The sequence below is a fragment of the Bacillus sp. COPE52 genome (assembly GCF_003355115.1).
GTDB classification, from domain to species: domain Bacteria; phylum Bacillota; class Bacilli; order Bacillales; family Bacillaceae_G; genus Bacillus_A; species Bacillus_A toyonensis.
In genome coordinates this window covers 3,891,192-3,916,028 of sequence record NZ_CP031292.1, presented here as the reverse complement: position 1 = coordinate 3,916,028, position 24,837 = coordinate 3,891,192, and the positions used below count along the sequence as shown (strand labels likewise).

General features: G+C 37.6%; 24 protein-coding genes. All 24 read right to left on the bottom strand.

The features are described 5' to 3' along the window. Position 1 precedes the first annotated feature (1 nt). The 24 genes from pyrH to smc all read right to left on the bottom strand — a co-directional run bounded on the left by pyrH (position 2) and on the right by smc (position 24,738). Complete coding sequence (pyrH, locus tag DPQ31_RS19700; RefSeq protein WP_000042662.1) at positions 2-724, bottom strand: UMP kinase; 723 nt, start codon at positions 722-724, stop codon at positions 2-4. 66 nt (positions 725-790) lie between these two features. Further along, positions 791-1,678, bottom strand: a complete 888-nt coding sequence (gene tsf, locus DPQ31_RS19695; protein ID WP_001018579.1) for a translation elongation factor Ts — start codon at positions 1,676-1,678, stop codon at positions 791-793. A 103-nt stretch (positions 1,679-1,781) separates the two neighbouring features. Further along, a complete protein-coding gene (gene rpsB, locus DPQ31_RS19690; protein WP_000111485.1) occupies positions 1,782-2,483 on the bottom strand; it encodes a 30S ribosomal protein S2 in 702 nt (233 codons plus the stop codon). Between the two features lie 347 nt (positions 2,484-2,830). Continuing rightward, positions 2,831-3,610, bottom strand: a complete 780-nt coding sequence (gene codY, locus DPQ31_RS19685; protein WP_000421291.1) for a GTP-sensing pleiotropic transcriptional regulator CodY — start codon at positions 3,608-3,610, stop codon at positions 2,831-2,833. A gap of 77 nt (positions 3,611-3,687) precedes the next feature. Continuing rightward, the gene (gene hslU / locus DPQ31_RS19680; RefSeq protein ID WP_000550076.1) at positions 3,688-5,079 is read right to left on the bottom strand and encodes an ATP-dependent protease ATPase subunit HslU; all 1,392 of its coding nucleotides are present in this window, start codon (positions 5,077-5,079) and stop codon (positions 3,688-3,690) included. A gap of 22 nt (positions 5,080-5,101) precedes the next feature. Further along, positions 5,102-5,644 carry an ATP-dependent protease proteolytic subunit HslV gene (gene hslV, locus DPQ31_RS19675; protein WP_000526274.1) on the bottom strand — a complete coding sequence of 181 codons (543 nt, stop codon included), beginning with the start codon at positions 5,642-5,644 and terminating at the stop codon, positions 5,102-5,104. A 42-nt stretch (positions 5,645-5,686) separates the two neighbouring features. Further along, entirely contained in the window at positions 5,687-6,586 is a 900-nt protein-coding gene (gene xerC, locus DPQ31_RS19670; protein WP_001101240.1) for a tyrosine recombinase XerC, read from the bottom strand. A gap of 65 nt (positions 6,587-6,651) precedes the next feature. After that, positions 6,652-7,956 carry an FADH(2)-oxidizing methylenetetrahydrofolate--tRNA-(uracil(54)-C(5))-methyltransferase TrmFO gene (trmFO, locus tag DPQ31_RS19665; RefSeq protein ID WP_098821829.1) on the bottom strand — a complete coding sequence of 435 codons (1,305 nt, stop codon included), beginning with the start codon at positions 7,954-7,956 and terminating at the stop codon, positions 6,652-6,654. A gap of 50 nt (positions 7,957-8,006) precedes the next feature. After that, positions 8,007-10,085 carry a type I DNA topoisomerase gene (topA, locus tag DPQ31_RS19660; RefSeq protein WP_001286961.1) on the bottom strand — a complete coding sequence of 693 codons (2,079 nt, stop codon included), beginning with the start codon at positions 10,083-10,085 and terminating at the stop codon, positions 8,007-8,009. A 144-nt stretch (positions 10,086-10,229) separates the two neighbouring features. Further along, positions 10,230-11,099 (bottom strand): DNA-processing protein DprA, encoded by an 870-nt coding sequence (gene dprA / locus DPQ31_RS19655; protein WP_097956961.1) that lies wholly within the window; start codon positions 11,097-11,099, stop codon positions 10,230-10,232. An 88-nt stretch (positions 11,100-11,187) separates the two neighbouring features. After that, a complete protein-coding gene (sucD, locus tag DPQ31_RS19650; protein WP_000115185.1) occupies positions 11,188-12,090 on the bottom strand; it encodes a succinate--CoA ligase subunit alpha in 903 nt (300 codons plus the stop codon). A 19-nt stretch (positions 12,091-12,109) separates the two neighbouring features. Beyond that, positions 12,110-13,270 carry an ADP-forming succinate--CoA ligase subunit beta gene (gene sucC / locus DPQ31_RS19645; RefSeq protein ID WP_001020779.1) on the bottom strand — a complete coding sequence of 387 codons (1,161 nt, stop codon included), beginning with the start codon at positions 13,268-13,270 and terminating at the stop codon, positions 12,110-12,112. A gap of 194 nt (positions 13,271-13,464) precedes the next feature. After that, positions 13,465-14,238: a ribonuclease HII gene (locus tag DPQ31_RS19640; RefSeq protein ID WP_001171133.1), complete on the bottom strand. Its 774-nt coding sequence runs from the start codon at positions 14,236-14,238 to the stop codon at positions 13,465-13,467. A gap of 56 nt (positions 14,239-14,294) precedes the next feature. After that, on the bottom strand, positions 14,295-15,185 hold the full coding sequence (ylqF, locus tag DPQ31_RS19635) for a ribosome biogenesis GTPase YlqF (protein WP_000236689.1): 891 nt from the start codon (positions 15,183-15,185) through the stop codon (positions 14,295-14,297). A gap of 20 nt (positions 15,186-15,205) precedes the next feature. Continuing rightward, positions 15,206-15,757, bottom strand: a complete 552-nt coding sequence (gene lepB, locus DPQ31_RS19630; protein ID WP_000712442.1) for a signal peptidase I — start codon at positions 15,755-15,757, stop codon at positions 15,206-15,208. 101 nt (positions 15,758-15,858) lie between these two features. Further along, a complete protein-coding gene (gene rplS, locus DPQ31_RS19625) occupies positions 15,859-16,203 on the bottom strand; it encodes a 50S ribosomal protein L19 (protein ID WP_001186517.1) in 345 nt (114 codons plus the stop codon). 146 nt (positions 16,204-16,349) lie between these two features. Beyond that, entirely contained in the window at positions 16,350-17,084 is a 735-nt protein-coding gene (trmD, locus tag DPQ31_RS19620) for a tRNA (guanosine(37)-N1)-methyltransferase TrmD (RefSeq protein WP_000686907.1), read from the bottom strand. Then, entirely contained in the window at positions 17,084-17,599 is a 516-nt protein-coding gene (rimM, locus tag DPQ31_RS19615; protein ID WP_000170280.1) for a ribosome maturation factor RimM, read from the bottom strand. Before rimM ends, trmD begins: the two co-directional genes overlap by 1 nt. Before the next feature lie 121 nt (positions 17,600-17,720). Next, positions 17,721-17,948, bottom strand: coding sequence for a KH domain-containing protein (locus DPQ31_RS19610; protein ID WP_000737399.1), 228 nt, complete (start codon positions 17,946-17,948; stop codon positions 17,721-17,723). A 14-nt stretch (positions 17,949-17,962) separates the two neighbouring features. Continuing rightward, complete coding sequence (gene rpsP, locus DPQ31_RS19605) at positions 17,963-18,235, bottom strand: 30S ribosomal protein S16 (RefSeq protein WP_000268750.1); 273 nt, start codon at positions 18,233-18,235, stop codon at positions 17,963-17,965. A 101-nt stretch (positions 18,236-18,336) separates the two neighbouring features. Next, positions 18,337-19,686, bottom strand: a complete 1,350-nt coding sequence (gene ffh / locus DPQ31_RS19600; protein WP_000863463.1) for a signal recognition particle protein — start codon at positions 19,684-19,686, stop codon at positions 18,337-18,339. Between the two features lie 12 nt (positions 19,687-19,698). Then, positions 19,699-20,031 (bottom strand): putative DNA-binding protein, encoded by a 333-nt coding sequence (locus DPQ31_RS19595; RefSeq protein WP_000891061.1) that lies wholly within the window; start codon positions 20,029-20,031, stop codon positions 19,699-19,701. A gap of 133 nt (positions 20,032-20,164) precedes the next feature. Beyond that, the gene (gene ftsY, locus DPQ31_RS19590) at positions 20,165-21,154 is read right to left on the bottom strand and encodes a signal recognition particle-docking protein FtsY (protein ID WP_000008927.1); all 990 of its coding nucleotides are present in this window, start codon (positions 21,152-21,154) and stop codon (positions 20,165-20,167) included. Positions 21,155-21,168: 14 nt separating this feature from the next. Further along, positions 21,169-24,738 carry a chromosome segregation protein SMC gene (gene smc, locus DPQ31_RS19585; protein ID WP_208730906.1) on the bottom strand — a complete coding sequence of 1,190 codons (3,570 nt, stop codon included), beginning with the start codon at positions 24,736-24,738 and terminating at the stop codon, positions 21,169-21,171. Between the last annotated feature and the right edge of the window lie 99 nt (positions 24,739-24,837).

Sequence of the window (24,837 nt, the reverse complement as noted above, 5' to 3'; positions counted from 1 at the left end):
ATTATTTCCCCCTTACAACTGTTCCGATATTTTCGCCTAAAACGGCACGTTTAATATTACCTTTTTCCATAACCGAGAATACAATTAATGGAATATCATTATCCATACATAGAGAAGAAGCTGTAGAATCCATTACACCTAAACCTTCTTTTAATACATCTAAGTAAGTAAGCGTTTCGTACTTCGTAGCAGTTGGATCAATAGATGGATCTGCACTATATACGCCATCCACATTATTTTTCGCCATTAAAATAACGTCCGCTTCGATTTCCGCTGCACGTAATGCTGCTGTCGTATCTGTAGAGAAGTATGGGTTACCAGTACCTGCGGCAAAGATAACAACACGTTTTTTCTCTAAGTGACGAATTGCTTTACGACGAATGTAAGGCTCTGCCACTTGACGCATCTCAATTGAAGTTTGAACGCGAGTTTGAATTCCAATATTCTCTAAACTATCTTGAAGAGCTAGTGAATTCATAACTGTCGCTAACATGCCCATGTAATCTGCTCCTGCACGATCCATGCCCATTTCGCTTCCAATTTTCCCACGCCAAATGTTACCGCCACCAACAACAACAGCAACCTCTACATCAAGTTCTGCAATTTCTTTCACTTGTTCCGCAACTGACTTGATAACAGCTGGGTTAATTCCAAATCCTTGCTCGCCAGCTAAAGCTTCTCCGCTCAGCTTTAAAACGACACGATTATATTTCGGTTTACTCATAATGAACCTCCAATTGCTTACATCTTTATTTTAAAAAAGGGAACACAATGTGTTCCCTAATCTGTATTAGTTGTTACCTTTTACTTGGTTCATTACTTCTTCAGCAAAGTTGTCTTCGCGTTTTTCGATACCTTCACCAACAGCGTAGCGAACGAATCCTTTTAATGTTCCGCCTTTAGACTCAACGAATTGACGAACTTTCATATCAGGGTTTTTAACGAATGCTTGGTCAAGTAAGCAAATTTCTTCGAAGAATTTGCCAAGACGGCCTTCTACCATTTTTGCAACGATTTTTTCAGGCTTGCCTTCGTTTAAAGCTTGTTGTGTTAATACTTGACGCTCATGCTCAACTTCTTCAGCTGTTACAGCATCACGGTCAATGTATTTAGGGTTAACTGCTGCAATGTGCATTGCTACATCTTTAGCAGCTGCTTCGTCAGTAGAACCTTCAAGAACTGTTAATACACCAATACGTCCACCCATGTGTAGGTAAGCGCCGAATGCATCAGCATCCGTTTTTGATACGATTTCGAAACGACGAAGTGTAAGTTTTTCACCAATTTTAGCAATTGCTTCATTGATGTGCTCTTCTACTGTTTTACCGCCTTCAATTGTTTGAGCCATAGCTTCTTCAACATTAGCTGGTTTGTTAGCTAATAAGTGAGCAGCTAATTCTTTAATTAAAGCTTGGAAACCTTCGTTTTTCGCAACAAAATCAGTTTCAGAGTTTAATTCTAAGATTAAACCGTCGTTACCGTTTGTTTCGATGAAAGTTAAACCTTCAGCAGCGATGCGGTCAGCTTTTTTAGCAGCTTTTGCAATACCTTTTTCACGTAAGAAGTCAATTGCTTTCTCCATGTCGCCGTTTGTTTCAGTTAAAGCCTTTTTGCAGTCCATCATACCTGCGCCTGTTTTTTCACGAAGTTCTTTTACCATTTGTGCAGTGATTGCCATGTTTTTCATCCTCCTAAAATATGTATTTATACCTTTTAAAAAGGTTTTTATACCTTAAAAAAGGTGATAAAAGGCCGAACCCCTTATCACCTTTCCAAATTTGTTACGCAGTAACAGTTTCTTCACCTTGTTTTGCTTCAAGGATCGCGTCTGCCATTTTAGATGTAAGAAGTTTTACAGCACGAATTGCATCATCGTTTGCTGGGATAACGTGATCGATTTCGTCTGGATCACAGTTTGTATCAACGATACCGATGATTGGAATGTGTAATTTGCGTGCTTCAGCAACTGCAATACGCTCTTTACGAGGGTCTACTACGAATAATGCACTTGGAAGACCTTTCATATCTTTAATACCGCCTAAGAATTTCTCAAGACGCTCTAACTCTTTTTTAAGTTGAACAACTTCTTTCTTAGGAAGTACTTCGAAAGTACCATCTTCTTGCATTCTTTCGATGTCTTTAAGGCGCTTGATACGCTTTTGGATTGTTTGGAAGTTTGTTAAAGTTCCACCTAACCAACGTTGGTTAACGAAGTACATACCAGCACGAGTTGCTTCTTCTTTAATAGCTTCTTGTGCTTGTTTTTTAGTACCTACGAATAAAATGTCTCCGCCTTCAGCAGCGATGTCGCGCATCGTTCTGTAAGCTTCCTCAACTTTTTTCACAGTTTTTTGTAAGTCGATGATGTAGATACCGTTACGCTCTGTGAAAATGTAACGCTTCATTTTTGGGTTCCAACGACGTGTTTGATGTCCGAAATGAACACCAGCTTCAAGCAATTGCTTCATAGAAATTACTGACATAATATAGTTCCTCCTAAATGGTTTTTGATATCCTCCGTTTACTTCATCTCTAAGCGAAACTACAACCGTAGCACCAACACTTAAATCAGTAAACGTGTGTACTTTGTACTGACACCACTGCTTACTATATCATACTGAAATATTACAATCAAGTCGAAAATGCGAACAATGTAAAACTTTCTTTATTCACACTCGAATTCTAGTATTACCAACCTGTATTTCTTTTAAGCGAAAAAATAAAATTCAATTCATAGTTTTCCAAAGAACACGATTATGGCGCTTTTCACAAACAACATCAATCTCTTATATACAAAAAACTCTCCTCATTTGAGGAGAGTTTTTATAAATTAGTTTGTTTTTAATTTAGCAAGTTCATGTAAAAATTTGTCGTTTAATACTTTAATGTATGTTCCTTTCATACCTAAAGAACGAGACTCGATTACACCAGCACTTTCTAATTTACGTAGTGCATTTACAATCACAGAACGAGTGATTCCTACACGATCAGCAATTTTACTTGCAACAAGTAGACCTTCTGTTCCGTTTAACTCTTCGAAAATGTGCTCAATTGCTTCTAACTCACTGTAAGATAATGAGCTAATCGCCATTTGAACAACAGCTTTACTACGTGCTTCCTCTTCGATTTCTTCTGCTTTTTCACGTAAGATTTCCATACCTACTACAGTTGAACTGTATTCAGCAAGGATTAAATCATCATCTAAGAACTCTTGACCAAGACGAGCTAACACTAATGTACCTAGACGCTCACCGCCACCAACGATTGGTACGATTGTAGTTAAACCTTGACCGAATAATTCTCTATTTTCTACTGGGAATGCTGTGTAAGCACTGTTTACATCTAAGTTTGAAGATGTTTCCGTTACATTGAATAAGCTTTGCGTATATTCTTCTGGGAATTGACGCTCTGCAAGCATTTGTTTCATACGCTCGTTCTCGATTTGTTGGTGAATTGCATAACCTAGTAATTTACCACGACGACTTACTACGAATACGTTCGCTTCGATTACTTCACACATTGTGTCAGACATTTCTCTAAAGTTTACAGGCTTTCCTGCTGCGCTCTGTAATAACGCATTTAATTTTCTTGTTTTTGCTAATAATTCCATTTCAAAAGTTCCTCCTACATGTTACTCACATATTTTTTCATCACTTGGAAACTAGGGCGAGTCACCTGATGACACTATTACAAAATAAACTGGCTCACATCTTTATTTTTAGCAATTGTTGCTAATTTCTCCTCAACGTATTGAGGTGTTATCGTTATTTTCTCTAACGTAATTTCAGATGCTTCAAACGATAAATCTTCAAGGAGCTTCTCCATAATCGTATGGAGTCTTCTTGCTCCAATATTATCTGTATCCTGATTAACTTGATAAGCAATCTCAGCAATCTTACGAATAGCTTCGTCTGAAAATTCAATTTCTATACCTTCAGTCGCTAATAATGCCATATACTGTTTAATTAACGCATTGTCAGGCTCGATTAATATTTTAACAAAATCATCTGTCGATAATTTCGTTAATTCTACTCGAATCGGAAATCTCCCTTGCAATTCCGGAATTAAATCCGACGGTTTAGACATATGAAACGCTCCTGCTGCAACGAATAAAATATAATCCGTTTTTACTGATCCATATTTTGTCGCAACATTCGATCCTTCTACAATTGGTAAAATGTCACGTTGCACACCTTCACGTGATACATCTACGCTATTCGACTGCTTACCAGCAATTTTGTCAATTTCATCGATAAAAATAATCCCGAGCTGTTCAGCACGATAAACAGCCTCTTGTGTAACTTCATCCATATCAATTAAGCGCTGTGCTTCCTCATTTGTCAAGAGTTTTCTTGCTTCTTTTACAGAAAGTTTACGTTTTTTCGTTTTTTTCGGCATAAAACTTCCTAATGCATCTTGGAAATTCATTCCCATTTGTTCCATACCAGTTCCTTGTAACATATCAAACATTGAAGACTGTTGCTCAGTCACTTCAATCGATACAATTTCATCTTCAAGAAGTCCTGCAGCAAGCTTTCTTTCCACGTCTTGACGTTTCTTTTCGATTTCAACATCTTCTTGCTCATCGGATGTTTGATTCGAATTTTGAGCACCGCCAAAAAGCATTTCTAATGGATTTTTAAATCCAGATTGCTTCTCCGGACTTGGCACTAAAATTTCAACAAGACGTTGGTTCGCTTGCTCTTCTGCTTTATCTTGAACTTTAACTACCATTTCTTCTTTCACGATGCGTACTGACGTTTCTACAAGGTCACGTACCATCGACTCTACATCTCTCCCTACATATCCAACTTCTGTGAATTTAGTAGCTTCAACCTTAATAAAAGGTGCTCCAACGAGTTTCGCCATTCGTCGTGCCACCTCTGTTTTACCAACACCTGTCGGTCCAATCATTAAAATATTTTTAGGTGCAATTTCATCACGTAAATTTTCAGCTAGTTTACTGCGACGATATCGATTTCTCAAAGCTACAGCAACCGCTTTCTTTGCATCTTTTTGACCGATGATGTATTGATCTAATTTTTCCACAATTTGGCGCGGAGTAAAATGTAAATGCATATAAAATGCCTCCCTTACGATTCTACAATTCTTCAACAATTATGTTGTGGTTCGTATAAACACAAATATCGCCTGCAATTTCTAGACTCGCTTTCGCAATCTGCTTCGCAGTTAAATGTTCACTTGCATATTGTTTTAAAGCACGACCTGCAGAAAGTGCATAATTTCCACCAGATCCAATTGCTAAAATACCATCATCCGGTTCAATTACTTCTCCTGTGCCCGAAACAAGGAGCATAGTTGTTTTATCCATGACAATGAGCATCGCTTCTAACTGACGCAGCATTTTATCCCCACGCCATTGTTTCGCCATTTCAACTGCAGCACGCTGCAAGTTCCCGTTATACTCTTCTAATTTCCCTTCAAACATTTCAAAAAGAGTAAATGCGTCCGCAACTGAACCTGCAAAACCAGCTAAAACTTTCCCTTGGAAAAGTCTACGAACTTTACGAGCTGTATGTTTCATTACAACAGCATTCCCCATCGTTACCTGGCCATCTCCAGCCATTGCACATTCTCCATTATGATGAACTGCAAATATCGTTGTAGCGTGGAAATTTCCCATAGAAAAAACTCCTTTATATGTTTTTATAGCTTTAAAAGCAATTTATGCCCGCGGGTGATGCTTCATGTAAACAGAACGCAATCTTTCTTTAGAGACATGCGTATAAATTTGTGTCGTCGACAAATTTTCATGACCTAACAGCTCCTGTACAGTACGTAAATCTGCCCCTTCATCTAACATGTGTGTAGCAAATGTATGCCTTAACATATGGGGACTTATCCGCATTGTCAATGAAGCCTTCTTAATGAGTTCGTTTAATACATAGCGCACACCACGACTTGTTAGCGGCGTACCTTTCGCATTTAAAAATACCATATGAGATTGTTCTTCAGTCTTGTTAGCTAACTGTTTTCTCCCGTTCTCCATATAAGTAATTAAAGCATCTTGTGCATAACTTCCGAACGGAATATACCTTTGTTTTTTTCCTTTTCCCATCACTAAAATTGTTCCCACTGCAAAGTCAATATCGGTAAGTTGTAGGTTGACACATTCACTCACACGGATCCCCGTCGCATACATCAACTCTAATAAAGCTTGATTCCTTTGACCTAGCGGCGTTTCCGTATCAGAAACTTCAAATAATTCCTCTAATTCTTCAGCATATAAAAACTTTGGGATTGACAATTCTTTTTTGGGGAGTGACGCAAGTGCAAACGGGTTATCTTTCCGATAACCTTCACGCATTAAAAAACGATATAAACTTCGTAAGCTTGACACTTTTCTTGCGACAGATTTACGGGCTAACTTTTCATCGTGCAACGTCGTTAAGTACAAACGAACATCCGCGTATGTAACATCTAAAAAAGAGGATATGCCTTCTCGCTCCATAAATTGCACAAAATGTTCTAAATCATTTTGATAACTTGCAATTGTATATTTTGAATAATTTCTTTCAATTTGTAAATATCCAACGAATAATTGTAACAATTTCTTCACATTCACATAACTCACCTCAATAAAGGCTACTAAATCGTATCACAACTTAGTAGCCTTTGCAAGAAATTTAACTAAATATTTACAAAATTTCGAATTGTTTCTAAAGCGCGTGTAGCATACGCTTCATTTCGTTCTGCCTTCTTTTTGATCTTCTTCTCTAACGGTGCAAATAGACCGAAGTTTGCATTCATAGGCTGGAAGTTTTTCGCATTTGTCGCAGTAATATAATTTGCCATACTTCCCATTGCAGTTACAGGTGGTAATACAACTGGCTCTTCGCCTTTTACAAGTCGAGCAGCGTTAATACCTGCTAATAACCCTGATGCCGCCGATTCAACATATCCCTCTACTCCAGTCATTTGACCAGCAAAGAATAAATCATCACGTTGTTTATATTGATACGTCGGACGAAGTAAATTAGGTGAATTAATAAACGTATTACGATGCATTACACCGTAGCGTACAATTTCTGCGTTCTCCAGTCCTGGAATTAACTGTAACACTTCTTTTTGTGGTCCCCACTTTAAATGCGTTTGGAAACCTACGATATTGTATAACGTTCCCGCTGCATCATCTTGACGTAACTGAACAACAGCATATGGCGTTTTCCCTGTTTTCGGATCTTCTAATCCAACAGGTTTCATTGGTCCAAATACTAGCGTCTGTCTTCCTCTGCTTGCCATAACTTCCACTGGCATACAACCTTCAAAGAAAATTTCCTTTTCAAATTCTTTTAAAGGTACTGTCTCAGCAGCAATTAAAGCCTCATAAAAACGATCAAATTCTTCTTCTGTCATAGGACAGTTTAAATATGCCGCTTCTCCTTTATCATAACGAGACTTTAAATATACTTTGTTCATATCAATGCTGTCTTTTTCAACGATTGGTGCTGCTGCATCGTAGAAATAGAAATAATCTTCACCTGTTAGTTCTTTTAATTGTGCAGCAAGATCAGGAGATGTAAGTGGACCTGTTGCAATAATTGTTGGTCCTTCTGGAATTTCAGTAAGCTCTTCATTCACTACAGTTACATTCGGATGATTCTTTACGTATTCAGTCACTTTAGCTGCAAACTCATGACGGTCAACCGCTAAAGCTCCTCCAGCTGGTACAGAGCACTCATCAGCTGCACGAATAATGACAGAATCCATTAAACGCATTTCTTCTTTAATAACTCCAACGGCATTTGTTAATGTGTTTGCACGTAATGAGTTACTGCACACTAATTCAGCAAACTTATCTGTGTGATGAGCTGGCGTTTGCCTTACTGGTCTCATTTCATATAATTTTACTTGGACACCACGTTTTGCAATTTGGTAAGCTGCTTCACTTCCTGCAAGACCTGCGCCAATGACGTTTACTACTTGTGTTGTCATATATATATCACCTTTCCTTTTCTTCCCGAAAAAAATGTGAGCAGTTACGCTCACATTTGTTGTTCTTCTTCATAATCACACGAAATACATTGTACTTGCACGCCTTTTTTCAACTTCTTCTCTACAAGCATCCCTTCACACTTCGGACATTTACGGCCAATCGGCTTATCCCAAGATACAAAGTCGCATTCTGGATACGTACCGCATCCGTAGAAAAGACGTTTCTTTTTGTTACTACGACGTTCAATAATTTGTCCTTCTTCACACTTCGGACAAATTACACCGATTTCTTTCACAATCGGTTTTGTATTACGACAATCAGGGAAATTCGAGCAAGCCATAAACTTCCCATATTTACCCATTTTAAAGACCATTGGATGACCACATAATTCACAGTCTTCCCCAGCTGGTTCATCTTTAATTTCCACTTCACGCATTTCTTTTTCCGCTTTTTCTAAGCGCGGTTCAAATCCTACGTAGAAATCATCAACAATTTTCACCCAATTCGCATTTCCTTCTTCCACTTCATCAAGGCTTTGCTCCATGTTAGCTGTGAATTCAATGTTAATAATTTCTGGGAAAAACTCTAAAATAAGTTCGATTACTATTCCACCCAATTCAGTTGGAACGAAACGTTTATTATCTAAAGCAACATAACCGCGTTTTTGAATTGTTTCAAGTGTCGGCACATAAGTGGATGGTCTTCCAATCCCAAGTTCTTCAAGTGTTCTTACTAAACGAGCCTCTGTATAACGTGGCGGTGGCTGGGTATAGTGTTGTTTCGGCTCTATATCTTTTGAAAATACCGTTTCTCCCACTTCTAACGGTGGCAACATCTTATCCTTTTCTTCCGCACCATCATCTTTTGACTCAACATACACTTTCATAAACCCCGGGAACTTTACAACCGAGCCACTTGCACGGAACTGAACATTGTTATTAATGAGTTTCGCTGTAACAGTATCCATTATAGCAGACGCCATTTGACTTGCAACAAATCGCTCCCAAATCAATTTATACAACCGAAGTTGGTCACGACCTAAGAAACTTTTTAGTTCCTCTGGCTTTCTCATTACCGAAGTAGGACGAATTGCCTCATGCGCATCTTGTGCATTTGATTTTTTCGTTTCTTTCTTCTTCTCTGTTCCTATGTATTCCGCACCATACGCCTCAGTAATGTAAGTACGAGCCTCTGTTTGAGCTGTTTCTGAGATACGCGTTGAGTCAGTTCTCATATACGTTATAAGACCCACAGTCCCTTGTTTCCCAAGATCTATCCCTTCATACAGTTGCTGTGCAAGCATCATTGTTTTCTTTGCTCGCATATTTAACTTACGTGCTGCTTCTTGTTGCAAGGAAGATGTTGTAAACGGTAAAGCAGGATTACGTTTTCGCTCTTTTCTCGTTACATTTTCAACTGAAAACGCATTATCTTTCATCTGTTCAATTATTTCATTCACTTGCGTTTCATTCGTTAATTGAACCTTTTCACCATCTACACCGTAAAAGCTTGCTTCAAATGTATCTTTCCCTTTTACAAACTCTGTTTTAATTGTCCAGAATTCTTCAGGCTCAAAGTTTTGAATCTCCCTTTCACGTTCGATAATTAAACGAACTGCTACAGATTGTACACGACCTGCACTTAATCCTTTTTTTACTTTCTTCCATAATAAAGGACTAATATTGTAACCAACTAGACGATCAAGTATACGTCTTGCTTGTTGTGCATCTACTAAATCCATATTAATTGCACGAGGATGTTTAAATGATTCTTTTATTGCATCTTTTGTAATTTCATTGAAGACAACTCGACAATCTGATTCAACATCCACATTTAACGTATTCGCTAAATGCCAAGCAATTGCTTCTCCTTCACGGTCTGGATCGGCCGCGAGATAGACTTTCTTTGCTTTTTTTGCCGCTGATTTTAAATCTTTTAAAACGGGACCTTTACCACGAATGGTAATATACTTCGGGGTGAAGTTGTTCTTTACTTCTATCCCCATTTGGCTTTTAGGTAAATCGCGAACATGTCCCATGGACGCAACGACTTTGTATTTTTTCCCTAAATATTTCTCAATGGTCTTCGCCTTAGAAGGCGACTCCACGATTACGAGGTAATCTGACATGCTAGTGCCTCCTTAAGAGGTGGATTCAAGTCTTCATTAATCTTATTGATTTCTCTTGTTTTTGTCAATCAAGAATGAATATACCATACAGTGCCAATCTACCATTTGTCAATAATTGTTTAATAAAAACATAAAAATATAAGGTTAATTTATTATTTCTTCAAAGATATCCTCTGCATTTCGTACTAGTTTTGCACCTTGTTGAATAAGCTGATTCGTTCCCGATGCACTATCAATAAATATTGGTCCAGGAAGCGCAAATACCTCTCTATTTTGCTCTAATGCAAGGTCTGCCGTAATAAGTGACCCACTTCTTGATTTTGCTTCTACAACTAAAACCCCTTTACTTATCCCGCTAATAATTCGATTTCTTTTTGGAAAATACCATTTTTTCGGTGCATAGTGCGGAGGATACTCTGTTAATAGCAATATATATTCCTCCCACTTTTCATATAAACGTCTATTCTCTTTCGGATACATATAAGATAATCCGTGTCCCAATATCGCAATAGTCGGACGATGTTTCTTTACTGTAACTTCATGAGATATTGTATCTATCCCTTTTGCAAATCCGCTCACAATAAGCCATTCTCTTTCTAATAAAGGATGTAAAATAAACTCCATACTCTCATGACTGTATAACGACGGTTCTCTCGTTCCAACAACCGCTAATTTATTTACTTTATTTAGAAAATTCTTCTCTCCTTTTCCATATAAAACAAAAGGAGGGTCTTGTATTTCACGTAATAATTGCGGGTAATTTTCATCCCATATAGTCACATAAAAGATTTGATTTCTCTCTAAATAAGATATATATTGCAAAAGGTTTGAATTTTGGAGGAAATGTACTAGTTCTGCAGATTTTTTCGGGGATATTCCAGTGTAGTTTTCTATTTGTTTTTGGTTAAAATTGTATATTACCTTCAATTCTGGATCGACATATAGCAGCCTCTCCATCGCCTTCCAATGATCCGCTAACACGTAATGCAGATGTAATAATCGCTCTCTTTTCATCCTAATTCTCCTTACCCATAATTTTTATTATGTAAACAGAAAAATTGTAAAAAGACACCCTCAAATAAGAAGGTGCCTTTCAAAAAGATTAATAGTTTTTACAAGTTTCAAATAATCCCTTTTCTTTTAAAACAGAGATTAACGTTTCACCCATAACAGCTGGTGTTTCAGCCACTTTAATACCACAAGCTTCCATTGTTTTAATCTTTTCAGCAGCAGTTCCTTTGCCGCCAGAAATGATTGCCCCCGCATGACCCATACGTTTGCCTTCAGGCGCTGTTTGGCCACCAATGAAGCCTACAACTGGTTTTGTCATATTAGCTTTTACCCATTCAGCTGCTTCTTCTTCTGCTGTACCTCCGATTTCACCAATCATAATTACAGCATGTGTTTCTTCATCTTCATTAAATGCTTTTAACGCATCAATAAAGTCTGTACCGTTAACAGGGTCCCCACCGATACCTACAGCAGTAGATTGGCCAATACCTTCTTGTGTTAACTGGTGTACAGCTTCATATGTTAATGTACCAGAACGAGATACGATACCTACATGACCTTTTTTGTGAATGTATCCTGGCATAATACCGATTTTACATTCATCAGGTGTAATGACACCTGGACAGTTTGGTCCAAGTAAACGTGTATGTTTACCAGCCATATATCTCTTTACGTTAACCATATCTAATACAGGAATTCCTTCAGTAATACATACTACTAAATCAATCTTCGCATCAACTGCTTCCATAATTGCATCAGCAGCAAAAGCGGGTGGAACGTATACAACTGAAGCGTTTGCGCCTGTTGCTTTCACAGCATCTTCTACTGTATCAAATACTGGTACACCTTCAATATCAGTGCCGCCTTTACCAGGTGTTACACCACCGACAATTTTCGTACCGTATTCAATCATTTGTTTTGTATGGAATAATCCTTGAGAACCAGTAATACCTTGAACAATAACTTTTGTATCTTTATTAACTAATACGCTCATTTTTCTCCCCCGCTTTCTATTAGCCCACTAGTGAAACAATTTTCTGTGCACCGTCTGCCATAGATTCTGCTGCAACAATATTTAAGCCAGACTCATTTAAAATTTTCTTACCTAATTCTACGTTTGTACCTTCAAGACGTACAACTAAAGGTAATTCAAGACCTACTTGCTTCGTTGCTTCAATAACACCTTCTGCGATAACATCACACTTCATAATGCCACCAAAAATGTTAACGAAGATACCTTTTACATTTTTGTCAGAAAGGATAATTTTGAATGCTTCTGTTACTTTTTCAGCCGTTGCACCGCCACCAACATCTAAGAAGTTAGCTGGGTCACCATGGTAATGTTTAATGATATCCATTGTAGCCATCGCTAAACCTGCACCATTTACCATACAACCGATATTTCCATCTAAAGGAATGTAGTTTAAGTCATATTTAGATGCTTCAACTTCTTTTGAATCTTCTTCATCAAGATCACGCAGCTCTAAAATGTCTTTATGACGATATAATGCATTAGAATCAAAGTTTAATTTTGCATCTAACGCCATTACTTTACCGTCACCTGTTGTAACAAGTGGATTAATTTCAGCGATAGAGCAATCTTTTTCAATAAACGCACGATATAAGCCCATCATAAACTTCACAGCTTGTCCTACAAGCTCTTTTGGAATATTGATGTTAAATGCGATTCGACGCGCTTGGAAACCTTGTAAACCTACTGCTGGATCAATATATTCTTTAAAGATTTTTTCAGGTGTTTTTTCTGCTACTTCTTCAATTTCTGTTCCACCTTCTTCAGATGCCATTAAAACAACTTGAGAAGTTGCACGATCTAACACTAGACCTACATAATATTCTTTCTTAATATCGCAACCTTCTTCGATAAGTAAGCGTTTTACTTCCTTACCTTCAGGACCTGTTTGATGCGTTACAAGTGTAGTTCCTAAAATGCTTTCTGCATATGTACGAACTTCTTCTAAATTTTTCGCAACTTTTACACCGCCAGCTTTGCCGCGTCCACCAGCGTGAATTTGCGCTTTAACTACACATACATCCGTTCCTAATTCTTTCGCTGCTTCTACAGCTTCTTCTACTGTAAATGCAACTTTCCCGTTCGGAACGCTAACCCCATAGCTTTTAAGGACTGCCTTACCTTGGTACTCATGGATATTCATGGTCCCATCCTCCCCTGTTTTCCTGTTTTACTCGAAAAGTTTTTTAATGTTTAAAAAACATTACATTGCCATTGTATAAGATGATTGGCACGCTGTCTACAATAAAGTGTCAGAAAACTGAAATCGCTTTATTCTTTTCCGAAAATAATAATGTTCATATACCAAAATAAAAAAATAAGCTGTATATTCACAGCTTATTTTTGAATCATATCTTTAATTGGCGCAAATGATTTCCGGTGTTCCTCTAATACTCCATGCGCTTCAATCGCTTCTAAATGCTGTTTCGTTCCATACCCCATATGTTGTCCAAATCCATATGCAGGATACTTTTCCCCAAGCTCTTTCATCATACGATCTCTCGTCACCTTCGCAATAATAGATGCAGCTGAAATAGAAACACTTTTCGCATCACCTTTAATAATGGATGTTTGTGGAATTGATGTAGGAAGCTTCATCGCATCAATTAATAAATATTGTGGTGTACAAGATAAATTCGCAACAGCATCTAACATCGCTTGTTTCGTCGCTTGATAAATATTTATCTCATCTATGACTTGCGGTGATACAATTCCAACTCCAATCGCAATTGCTTGTGCTTTTATTTCATCATAAAAACGCTCTCGCTTCGCTTCACTCAGCTTTTTTGAGTCATCTAACCCTGGAATATAAAAATTATCTGGAAGAACGACAGCTGCCGTCACAACGGGCCCAGCTAATGGTCCACGCCCTACTTCATCAATGCCAGCAATATATGTGATTCCTTTTTCACGTAACGCATTTTCATACTTAGACATTTCTAGAAATTTTTCTTTTTCCTTTTGTGCTAACTCTTTTTGTTTGTACCACTTCAAAATAAGTTTTTGAATGCCCTTTCGTTCATCTTTCATTAACATTTGAAAGCGATCATCTTCTTCACTCATAATTTCTTGCAGTAAATTCTCCGCTTCTTGTATTGTCATTTTTTGCATATAAGTACACTCCTTTATAAACGTATACAAAAAGAAAAGACGCACAAACGCACGTCTTATACTTCTTCTATTTTCTCTACCTCTTCTACTTGCTCCACAAACTCTTCTGGTGTTTCAAACGTCATTTTACCAAGTTTTCCACCGCGAAGTTCACGAAGTACCAGTTCAGATGTTTTATCATAATCAATCATTCCGCCGCCCATTAAACAGCCTCTGTATTTTCCAATTGCATCAAATAACTCTACAATATCTTCTGGAATTTCATCTAAATTATATCGCTCTTTTAAACGTTCTGGATAGTGTTTCTCCATAAAACGTAATGCATAAACAGCTACATCTTGTAAATTTAAAATTGAATCTTTAATTGCACCCGTTGTCGCTAAACGAAGACCCACTAATTGATCTTCAAATTTAGGCCACAGAATACCTGGTGTATCTAACAGTTCCATTTCTTTCCCAACTTTAATCCATTGTTGAGCTGTTGTCACACCTGGACGATCTCCTGTTTTAGCAATGTTTTTCTTCGCCAATTTATTAATTAACGTAGATTTACCAACATTCGGTATACCGACAATTAAAGCACGAATTGCTCTCGGTCTAATCCCTTTCGCAACCATCTTATCAAACTTCTCTTTAACAAGCACTTTACAAGCCGCAGTAATTTCCTTCATACCTTGTCCAGCTTGCGCATTAATTGAAATTGCCATATGCCCTTTTTCTTTAAAATATGCAATCCATTCTTTCGTTAGACGATCATCTGCCATATCCGCTTTATTTAAAACAACAAGCCTTGGCTTATGTGTAATAATCTCATCAATCATCGGGTTTCTAGATGATAATGGTAATCGAGCATCTACAAGTTCAATTACAACATCAATTAATTTTAATTTTTCTGTTACTTGGCGTCTAGCCTTAGCCATATGCCCTGGAAACCATTGAATTACCATGTTGCCACCTTCTTTTTCATTTATTTCACAATACGTGCATCTTTTAACGGCCAATATAGCATATTGGCTTTACCAAGTACTTGATCCATTGAAATCGTACCAATCGAACGGCTATCTTTACTAAAACGACGATTATCCCCTAAAACAAATAATTGATCTTTTGGAACAGTTTTCTTTCCCGTCATTTCTTCAAGAGTAAAATCATATGTAAGCGGTCCATCAGCAAGCTGTTTTTTCTGCTTATCTAAATACGGCTCCTCATAAACCTTTCCGTTAACATATAGTTTGTCATTCCGATACTCTATTTCATCGCCTGGCAGGCCAATAATACGCTTTATATAATCTTTATCTTCCGTTGCACGGAATACGATAATATCGAAGCGTTTTGGGTCTCCTATGTGATAACCAATTTTATTTACAATCATTCGATCTCGATCATGTAAAGTTGGCGCCATTGATACCCCATCTACGAGAATTGGTGCAAAGAAAAACTGTCTAATAACACCAGCTAGTACAACAGCAATCAAAATTGCTTTGATCCATTCCCAAAGTGAACTCGTCTCTTTTTTCATGTATTTCCCCTCCACGGTTATGTAAGCTGCTCGTATTATACCAAAATTTTATATAGATTGGAAAAAGGGAGCTTGCGCATTTACAAGCTCCCATACATGTCTTATCGAATTTCTTTAATACGTGCTTTTTTACCGCGAAGGTTACGTAAGTAGTATAACTTAGCACGACGTACTTTACCACGGCGAAGTACTTCGATGTTCGCGATTCTTGGCGTGTGAACTGGGAATGTACGCTCAACACCTACACCGTAAGAAATCTTACGAACTGTGAATGTTTCACTGATTCCGCCACCACGACGTTTGATTACAACACCTTCGAAAAGCTGAATTCTTTCACGAGTTCCCTCAACTACTTTTACGTGTACACGTAAAGTGTCTCCAGGACGGAATGAAGGAAGGTCAGTTTTTAATTGGCCTTTTGTAATTTCTGCGATTAATTGTTGCATATTAAATTCTCTCCTTTAAACAGATGCTCTTATAAAGTCTTATTAAATTACAGCGGAACATCGTTAATACGGCTACTGATTTCAGTAGCACAAATGTTATAATAGCATATTGCTAGGACTGTTGCAATAGAAAATATATGAAGCCCTTATTGTTCTTCTTTAATCTGTTCCAACCATTTCTTTTCTTGCTTAGATAATTCTCTTTCTTCCAATAAATCCGGTCTACGTGTGTACGTACGACGCAAAGATTCTTTATGGCGCCATTCATCAATATTTTTATGATTTCCTGACATTAAAACATCTGGTACCTTCATACCACGAAAATCAGCAGGACGTGTATAATGTGGATGTTCCAATAACCCTGTACTAAACGAATCTTCCACTTGTGAAGCATGATTTCCTAGTACTCCTGGCAGGAGACGTACTACACTATCAGTAATAACCATAGAGGCTAATTCTCCACCTGTTAATACGTAGTCACCAATAGAAATCTCATCAGTTACGAGATGCTCACGAATCCGTTCATCATACCCTTCATAATGCCCACATACAAAGATTAAATGTTCTTCCTCTGCAAGCTCTTCCGCTTTCTTCTGAGTAAATCTTTCCCCTTGCGGACACATTAAGACAACTCTCGGCTTACGCTCTGTTTCTTTCGTTAAATCTTCCACCGCATCAAAAATAGGCTGAGGAGTAAGCACCATACCAGCACCTCCGCCGTAAGGATAATCGTCTACACTATTATGCTTACTCGTTGTATAATCACGAAAGTTAACAACACGAAGGCTTACCGCTTCTTTTTCTTGCGCCTTCTTTAAGATGGAAGACCCAAATACACCGGTAAACATGTCTGGAAACAACGTTAAAATATCAATTTTCATTATAGTAGCCCTTCCATTACATGAATGGTTACTAATTTATTTTCAATATTAACTTGAAGTACAACATCATCAATGTAAGGAATTAAAAGATCTTGGCCCTTTGGACGTTTAATTACCCAAACATCATTTGCACCAGGAGATAGAATCTCTTTAATCGTTCCTAACGCTTCTCCTTCTTCCGTAACAACACTGCAACCAATAATTTCATGATAGTAGTATTCACCTTCAGCAAGTTCGCCTAACTGCTCTTCTGGTACTTTTATTAAAGAACCTTTAAACTTTTCTGCTTCATCTACATTGTTGTATCCTTCAAATGTTAATAAATCAAATGTCTTATGTTGACGATGAGAAGTTACCTTCACCGGAAGGAAGTCTGTACTTTTCTCATTCGATATGTATAGAGTGTTTCCTACTTTATATCGCTCTTCCGGAAAATCAGTACGAGAAATAACACGAATTTCTCCTCTTACGCCATGAGTATTTACAATTTTCCCTACATTAAACCATTTTGTCATAAATAGTATGTCACCCCTGGTTTCTATATAAATTAAGCATCTCCATTTCACATATGGAACATGCAACTTCTCTTTAAATGTTAAAAAAGGGAGAGGATGTAACTCCTCGCCCTTTTTACGTTTATTGAATTTCCAGTGTTACTTTTTCATCATTATGATGTCCCACTGAATACAAGAGCATTCGAATCGCTTTCGCAACTCTCCCTTGCTTACCAATGACTTTTCCAACATCCTCAGGATGTACAGTTAATCGATACTTTATCTCTCCGTTGTAAAGTTCCTGTGTAACTTTTACATCTTCAGGATGATCGACAAGAGGCTTGACAATCGTCTCGACTAACTTCTTCATAGTCATTGCCTCAATTACTTACCTTGTTTAGATAAGTGGAATTTCTCCATGATACCTTGGTTAGAGAATAAGTTACGAACTGTATCAGATGGTTTAGCACCGTTTCCTAACCATTTTAATGCTGCTTCTTCGTTGATCTTAACTTCAGCTGGTTGAGCAACCGGATTATAAGTACCGATTTCCTCAATGAAACGTCCGTCACGAGGAGAACGAGAATCTGCAACAACTACACGATAGAAAGGAGTTTTTTTAGCTCCCATACGTTTTAAACGAATTTTAACTGCCATTTTATAAAGCACCTCCGAATTTATTTCACACAGATAATTATATTAGCAAAAAGACTATTGCTTTGTAAAGTATTTTTTCTTAACAGAGCCATCTTTTTTTCTTACATGAATGGAAACTTCATTCCACCTAGTCCTTTTTTCTTACCTTTTTGCATTCCAGTCATCGTTTTCATCATTTTCTTCATATCATCGAATTGCTTGATTAGACGATTGATTTCTTGTACGGTTGTACCGCTACCTTTGGCAATGCGTTTTTTTCGACTAGCGTTAATTATTTCCGGTTGTTCACGTTCTAATTTAGTCATAGAACGAATAATTGCCTCAATATGCCCAATTTGCTTTTCATCAACTTGCGCATTTTTCAGCCCTTTAATTTTATTTGCACCAGGAAGCATCCCTAACAATTCGTCAAGTGGTCCAAGTTGACGCACTTGTCCAAGTTGTTCTAGGAAATCGTCAAGTGTAAACGAAAGCGTACGCATTTTTTGCTCAAGTTCTTTTGCTTTCTCTTCATCAACTGTAGCTTGCGCTTTTTCAATTAATGTTAAGACGTCGCCCATCCCTAAAATGCGGGATGCCATACGTTCTGGATGGAACGCTTCAATCGCATCTAGTTTTTCACCCATACCAGCAAATTTAATTGGTGTATTTGTTACAGCCTTAATAGATAATGCCGCACCACCGCGCGTATCACCATCTAGTTTCGTTAATACAACACCCGTTAACCCTAACTGATCATGGAAACTTTGTGCAACATTTACCGCGTCTTGTCCTGTCATCGCATCGACAACAAGGAAAATTTCATCCGGATTCGCAACTTCTTTCACTTTCGCTAATTCATCCATTAGTTCTTCATCAATATGCAGGCGACCTGCTGTATCGATTAAAACATAATCGTGATGATCTTCTTTTGCCTTTGCAATCGCTTGTTTCGCAATTTCAACAGGACTTACTTGATCTCCTAAAGAGAAAACAGGCATGTCCAATTGCTTCCCTAATGTTTCAAGCTGTTTAATCGCTGCTGGACGGTAAATATCCGCTGCAACAAGCATCGGTTTACGATTATGCTTTTTACGAAGCAAATTCGCAAGCTTACCTGTTGTCGTCGTTTTACCCGCACCTTGCAGACCAACCATCATTATAACAGTCGGTGGCTTATTAGCAACAGCAATTTTGCTTTGCTCTCCGCCCATAAGTTCTGTAAGTTCTTCCTGTACAACTTTAATTACTTGTTGTCCAGGTGTCAAACTTTTCATTACATCTTGTCCGACAGCACGCTCAGACACACGCTTTACAAAATCTTTTACTACTTTAAAGTTAACATCCGCTTCTAAAAGAGCTAGACGAACTTCTCTCATCATTTCTTTCACATCGGCTTCAGAAACTTTTCCTTTGCCGCGGATTTTTTGCATTGTCTGTTGAAGTCGGTCGGCTAATCCTTCAAATGCCATATTGCCGCCCTCCTAATCTAATTTTTCGATAGCTTCAACAACTTGTTTCATTTCTTCATTCACATGCTCTTCTTCGCTGATTAGCTGTTTTAGCTTTGCAACAAGTCGCTGTCGCTCTTGAAACTTTTGAAGTAATACTAATTTATCTTCATATTCTTCAAGCATCGCTTCAGTCCGTTTAATGTTATCATACACGGCTTGGCGACTTACATCAAATTCTTCCGCAATTTCACCAAGAGATAAATCATCTAGATAATAAAGCGACATATAACTTCTTTGTTTTTGCGTTAACAACGATTGATAAAAATCAAATAAATAGTTCATTCTCGTTGTTTTCTCGAGCATGTTGGATCATCCTTTGTTAAGTGATTTCCCTTTACATCAATTAGTTTACATGGAGTATAAAAGAGTGTCAAGTTTTTTTCTTAACATCACTTATTTTTTATGGAAAAAGAAGCGGTAATACCGCTTCTTTCATTTATACTTCTTCTGTTTCTACTAAATTTGCAAATAGACCATACACATATTGTTCTGGATCAAACTGCTGCAGATCATCCATTTGCTCTCCTAAGCCAACAAATTTCACCGGTACATCCATTTCGTTACGAATTGCTAATACGATACCACCTTTAGCAGTTCCATCTAACTTCGTTAAAACAATACCAGTAACATTCGTTGCTTCACGGAATGTTTTCGCTTGACTTAAACCGTTTTGACCTGTTGTTGCATCAATAACTAGTAACACTTCATGAGGAGCTCCTGGTACTTCACGCTCAATTACACGCTTCACTTTCTCTAACTCTTTCATTAAGTTCACCTTATTTTGCAAACGTCCTGCTGTATCACATAGTAATACATCTACTTTACGCGCTTTTGCAGCTTGTACAGCGTCATACATTACCGCTGCAGGGTCAGAACCAGACCCTTGTTTAATGACTTCTACACCAACGCGATCGCCCCATACTTCTAATTGTTCAATCGCGCCAGCACGGAACGTATCTCCTGCTGCCAATAGGACTGACTTACCTTCTGATTTAAATCTATGTGCCAGTTTACCAATTGTCGTCGTTTTCCCTACACCGTTAACACCTACAAATAAAACAACTGTTAATTGATCTTCTTGCATATTGATTTCATTACTAAAGTCGCTGTCACCTTTATAAATGCCAACTAACTTTTCCGAAATAACAGCTTGTACTTCTTTTGGGTCCTGAATATTTCGGCGCTGCACTTCTTCTTTCAACTGATCAATTAATTCCATTACAGTCGAAACCCCTACGTCTGCGCCGATTAAAATCTCTTCTAACTCTTCAAAGAAATCTTCATCTACTTTACGGTAACGATAGACTAAATCATTTACTTTATCCGCAAATGAATTTCTCGTTTTTTCCAATCCGTGTTTAAATTTCTCTGTTACTGTATCCGTTTGTTTTGAAATTTTTTCTTTAAGTTTTTTTAAAAAGCTCATGCTTCCCATCCTTCCTATTTACTCGCCACAAGTTCTTCCCCGTCATCTAAACGAACAGAAACAAGCTTAGATACACCTGATTCTTGCATCGTTACACCATACAATACATCAGACTCTTCCATTGTACCTTTCCTGTGTGTAATTACAATAAACTGCGTCTCATCACTAAATTTCTTTAAATATTGCGCAAAACGAGCAACATTCGCTTCGTCTAGAGCCGCTTCTACTTCGTCTAGTACACAGAATGGTACTGGGCGTACTTTTAAAATACCAAATAAAAGCGCTATTGCCGTTAAAGCACGTTCTCCACCTGACAGTAAACCTAAGTTCTGCAATTTCTTTCCTGGTGGTTGTGCAACAATATCAATACCAGTATTTAATATGTCTCCAGGATCCGTCATTACTAAATCCGCTCTACCGCCTCCGAATAATTCAGTAAATACAGATTGAAACTCCGTTCGAATCCCTTCAAAAGTAGTAGAAAAACGTTTCTTCATTTCTTCATCCATCTCAGTAATAAGTTGGTGCAATGTCGCTTTCGCTTCTTCTAAATCATCTCGTTGCTCTAGTAAGAACGTATGACGTTGTGCTACTCGCTCGTATTCATCAATTGCACCCAAGTTTACTGTACCTAACTCTTCTATGGATAGTTTTATTAATTTCACCTTTTTACGCGCATCTTCTGCAGGCATCGTCATTGTATACTTCAGTTTTGCTGCTTCAAATGAAATCGTATATGTTTCACGTAAATGTTGCAATCTATTTTCCAACTCAACATCAAGTCGGTTAATTTTCACTTCTTGATCTTTCAACAACTCAAGAATATATTTATGTTTGCCTAACGTTTCCTTCACATTGCGTTCTAAATGCTCCACTCTCTCTTGTAATGATATACGTTGTTCACGGCGAGAGCGAATTAATTCTGAAGTTTGATTACGATCATATGCTTTTTTCTCAATCATATTCGTAATTTGTTCTTCACCACTTGAATTAGATGTCATTTCTTGCTTTAAGAATGCTAAATCTTCTTTTGTTTTTACAAGTGTTGTATCAGTTTCTTCTTTTTCCTTCGTTAATCGTTCAACTTTTTCTTTTTGATTAGACAAACGTTGTTGTTGTTCAGCCGCTTGTACTTTCAGCTCAGTCATTTCCTTCTGAACTTTTTCTTTTGAAGAATGTTGCTCACTTTTTTGTTTCGTTAACGCGACGATTTTGCTATCTAATTCCGAAATCTCTGCTTGAAGAGTTGCTAAAATCTTTTCTAACTCTCCTTTACGTCCTTGCATTTTCACTTGATCTTGTAAAAATCCTTCTATCTCTAAGTCGTATATAGATAAGCGATCATTAATTCGATGTTCTTCTAATTCTAATTGATTAATTTCTTCTCTTAATTTTTGTTCATCTGCACGCTCAGTTTCTACACCTTGGCGTAGTTCGCGTATTTGTACTTCTTTTTCTTGAATCTCTTGCTTTACTGCTTTAACAAAGTTTTCTAGCTTCGTTGTTTTTTCTTCCATATCAGTGAGCTTTTTAGTCCATTCTTCAAGTTCACGCTGACGTCCTAATAAAGAAGATTTCGCCTGTTTTACAGCTCCACCAGTCATTGAACCCCCAGGATTCACTACGTCACCTTCAAGTGTTACAATACGATAGCGATATTGTAATTGTTTCGCTAATTCATTTGCACCGCGTAAATCTTTCGCAACAACAACTGTACCTAATAGGCTCGAAACGACATTCTCGTATTTATTATTGTACTGCACAAGTTCTGCCGCTACTCCTACAAACGATGGATGTTGATTCACAACACGTAACTTTTCAAATGATAACGATCTACTTTTAATAACAGCTTGCGGTAAAAACGTTGCACGTCCATGTTTATTCTGCTTTAAAAATGCAATTGCATTACGAGCATGTTCCTCTGTTTGTACAACGATATGCTGCATTGCTGCACCTAGAGCAATTTCCATTGCAACTTCATATTCTTTCGGTACCGTTAACAGTTCCGCAACAGCACCCTCGATACCTTGCAACCTATTTTCTCTAGCTTTCAATACTTCACGTACACCTTGGTAGAAACCAGAATAGTCCTCTTGCATCTCTTCTAGCATCTCTTTTCGTGAGCGCGCCTGTTGTACAAATTGATATGCTTGATACAGTTTTGTTTCATTTTCACTATACTGCGCCTTACATTTCCCAAGCGCCGCTTCTGTTTTCTGTATGTTCGAAATGATACCAGCTATTTTTTCTTTCACTTGTTCATAACTTTCAACAAGTTTCGTCTTTTTCGCTGTGATTTCCATACGCATTTCTACATATTTCGCATTCTCTTCATCAAGACGTTCATTTTTAGAGTTTTGCTGTTTAGACTGTTCTTCAATCATAGATAATTCATTACGCTGACTAGCTTGTTGATTTAAAAGTTCAATATAATCCCCTTTTAAATTCTCAATCTGTTCCTCTAAATTATCCGCAAAAGTTGCAAGCAGTTGTTCATTATCAAGCAAATTTCTCTCCAATTCTTTTACTTGATCTACAAATTGCATTAACACTTCTGTACTTGATTCAATTTCACCATCATAACTTTTAGCTTTTTCTGTCAATTCAACAATTAACTGTTCAAGTTGTGCACAATGCGTCGTAGCATTTTGCTTCCTCTCTTTTAACAGCTCACGTTGTCCTTCTAATTTTTCTAGCTCTTTGCTAGAAAGAAGAAGAACTTCTTGCAAGGAATCTACAGACTCATCTACCGCTTGTAATTGTCCACGTAACTCCTCAAGCTCTTCTTCACTTTTTTGTAAATGCGTTGACATTTTAGCTTCTTCGTTTTTATTATGCCCAAACTGACTTCGAAGCGCTTCCCATTTCTCATGCAATTCTTCAATTTCATGTACAATAAGCGCAGCTTCTACTTTCTCTAACTCTTCTTTTTTCTCGAGATAATCTTTCGCAATAGAAGCTTGTCTCTCTAACGGTTCTACTTGAATACTCAATTCATGAATAATATCTTGTACACGATTTAAGTTTTCTTGTGTATCCGCTAATTTCCCTTCAGCTTTCTTTTTGCGAAGTTTGTATTTCAGCACACCTGCCGCTTCTTCAAATACACCGCGACGTTCTTCTGATTTACTACTTAAAATCTCTTCCACTTTCCCCTGACTAATAATTGAAAAGGCTTCTCTTCCCATGCCAGAGTCCATAAATAAATCGATAATGTCTTTCAATCTACAAGATTGTTTATTTATATAAAAGTCACTATCACCTGAACGAGATACACGGCGCGTTACACTCACCTCGTTATATTCAATCGGTAAACGTTGATCTTCATTATTTAAAGTTAATGTTACTTCAGCTACATTAACCGCTCTCCTCGTTTCACTACCGGCAAAAATAACATCCTCCATCTTTGCACCACGTAATGATTTTGCAGATTGTTCACCAAGTACCCAGCGAATTGCATCAGTAATATTACTTTTCCCGCTCCCATTAGGCCCTACTACAGACGTAACACCTGGAACAAAATCGACAGATACACGCTCAGCAAAAGATTTAAATCCTGCTATTTCTAATCTTTTTAAAAACACGAAAGGTCTTCCTCCTATTCTCCGTTGTTATATACGTTGTCTGTACGAAACCAAGCTATAATACGGATTTACTTTCCTTTCATTTATCTACAAAAGAAA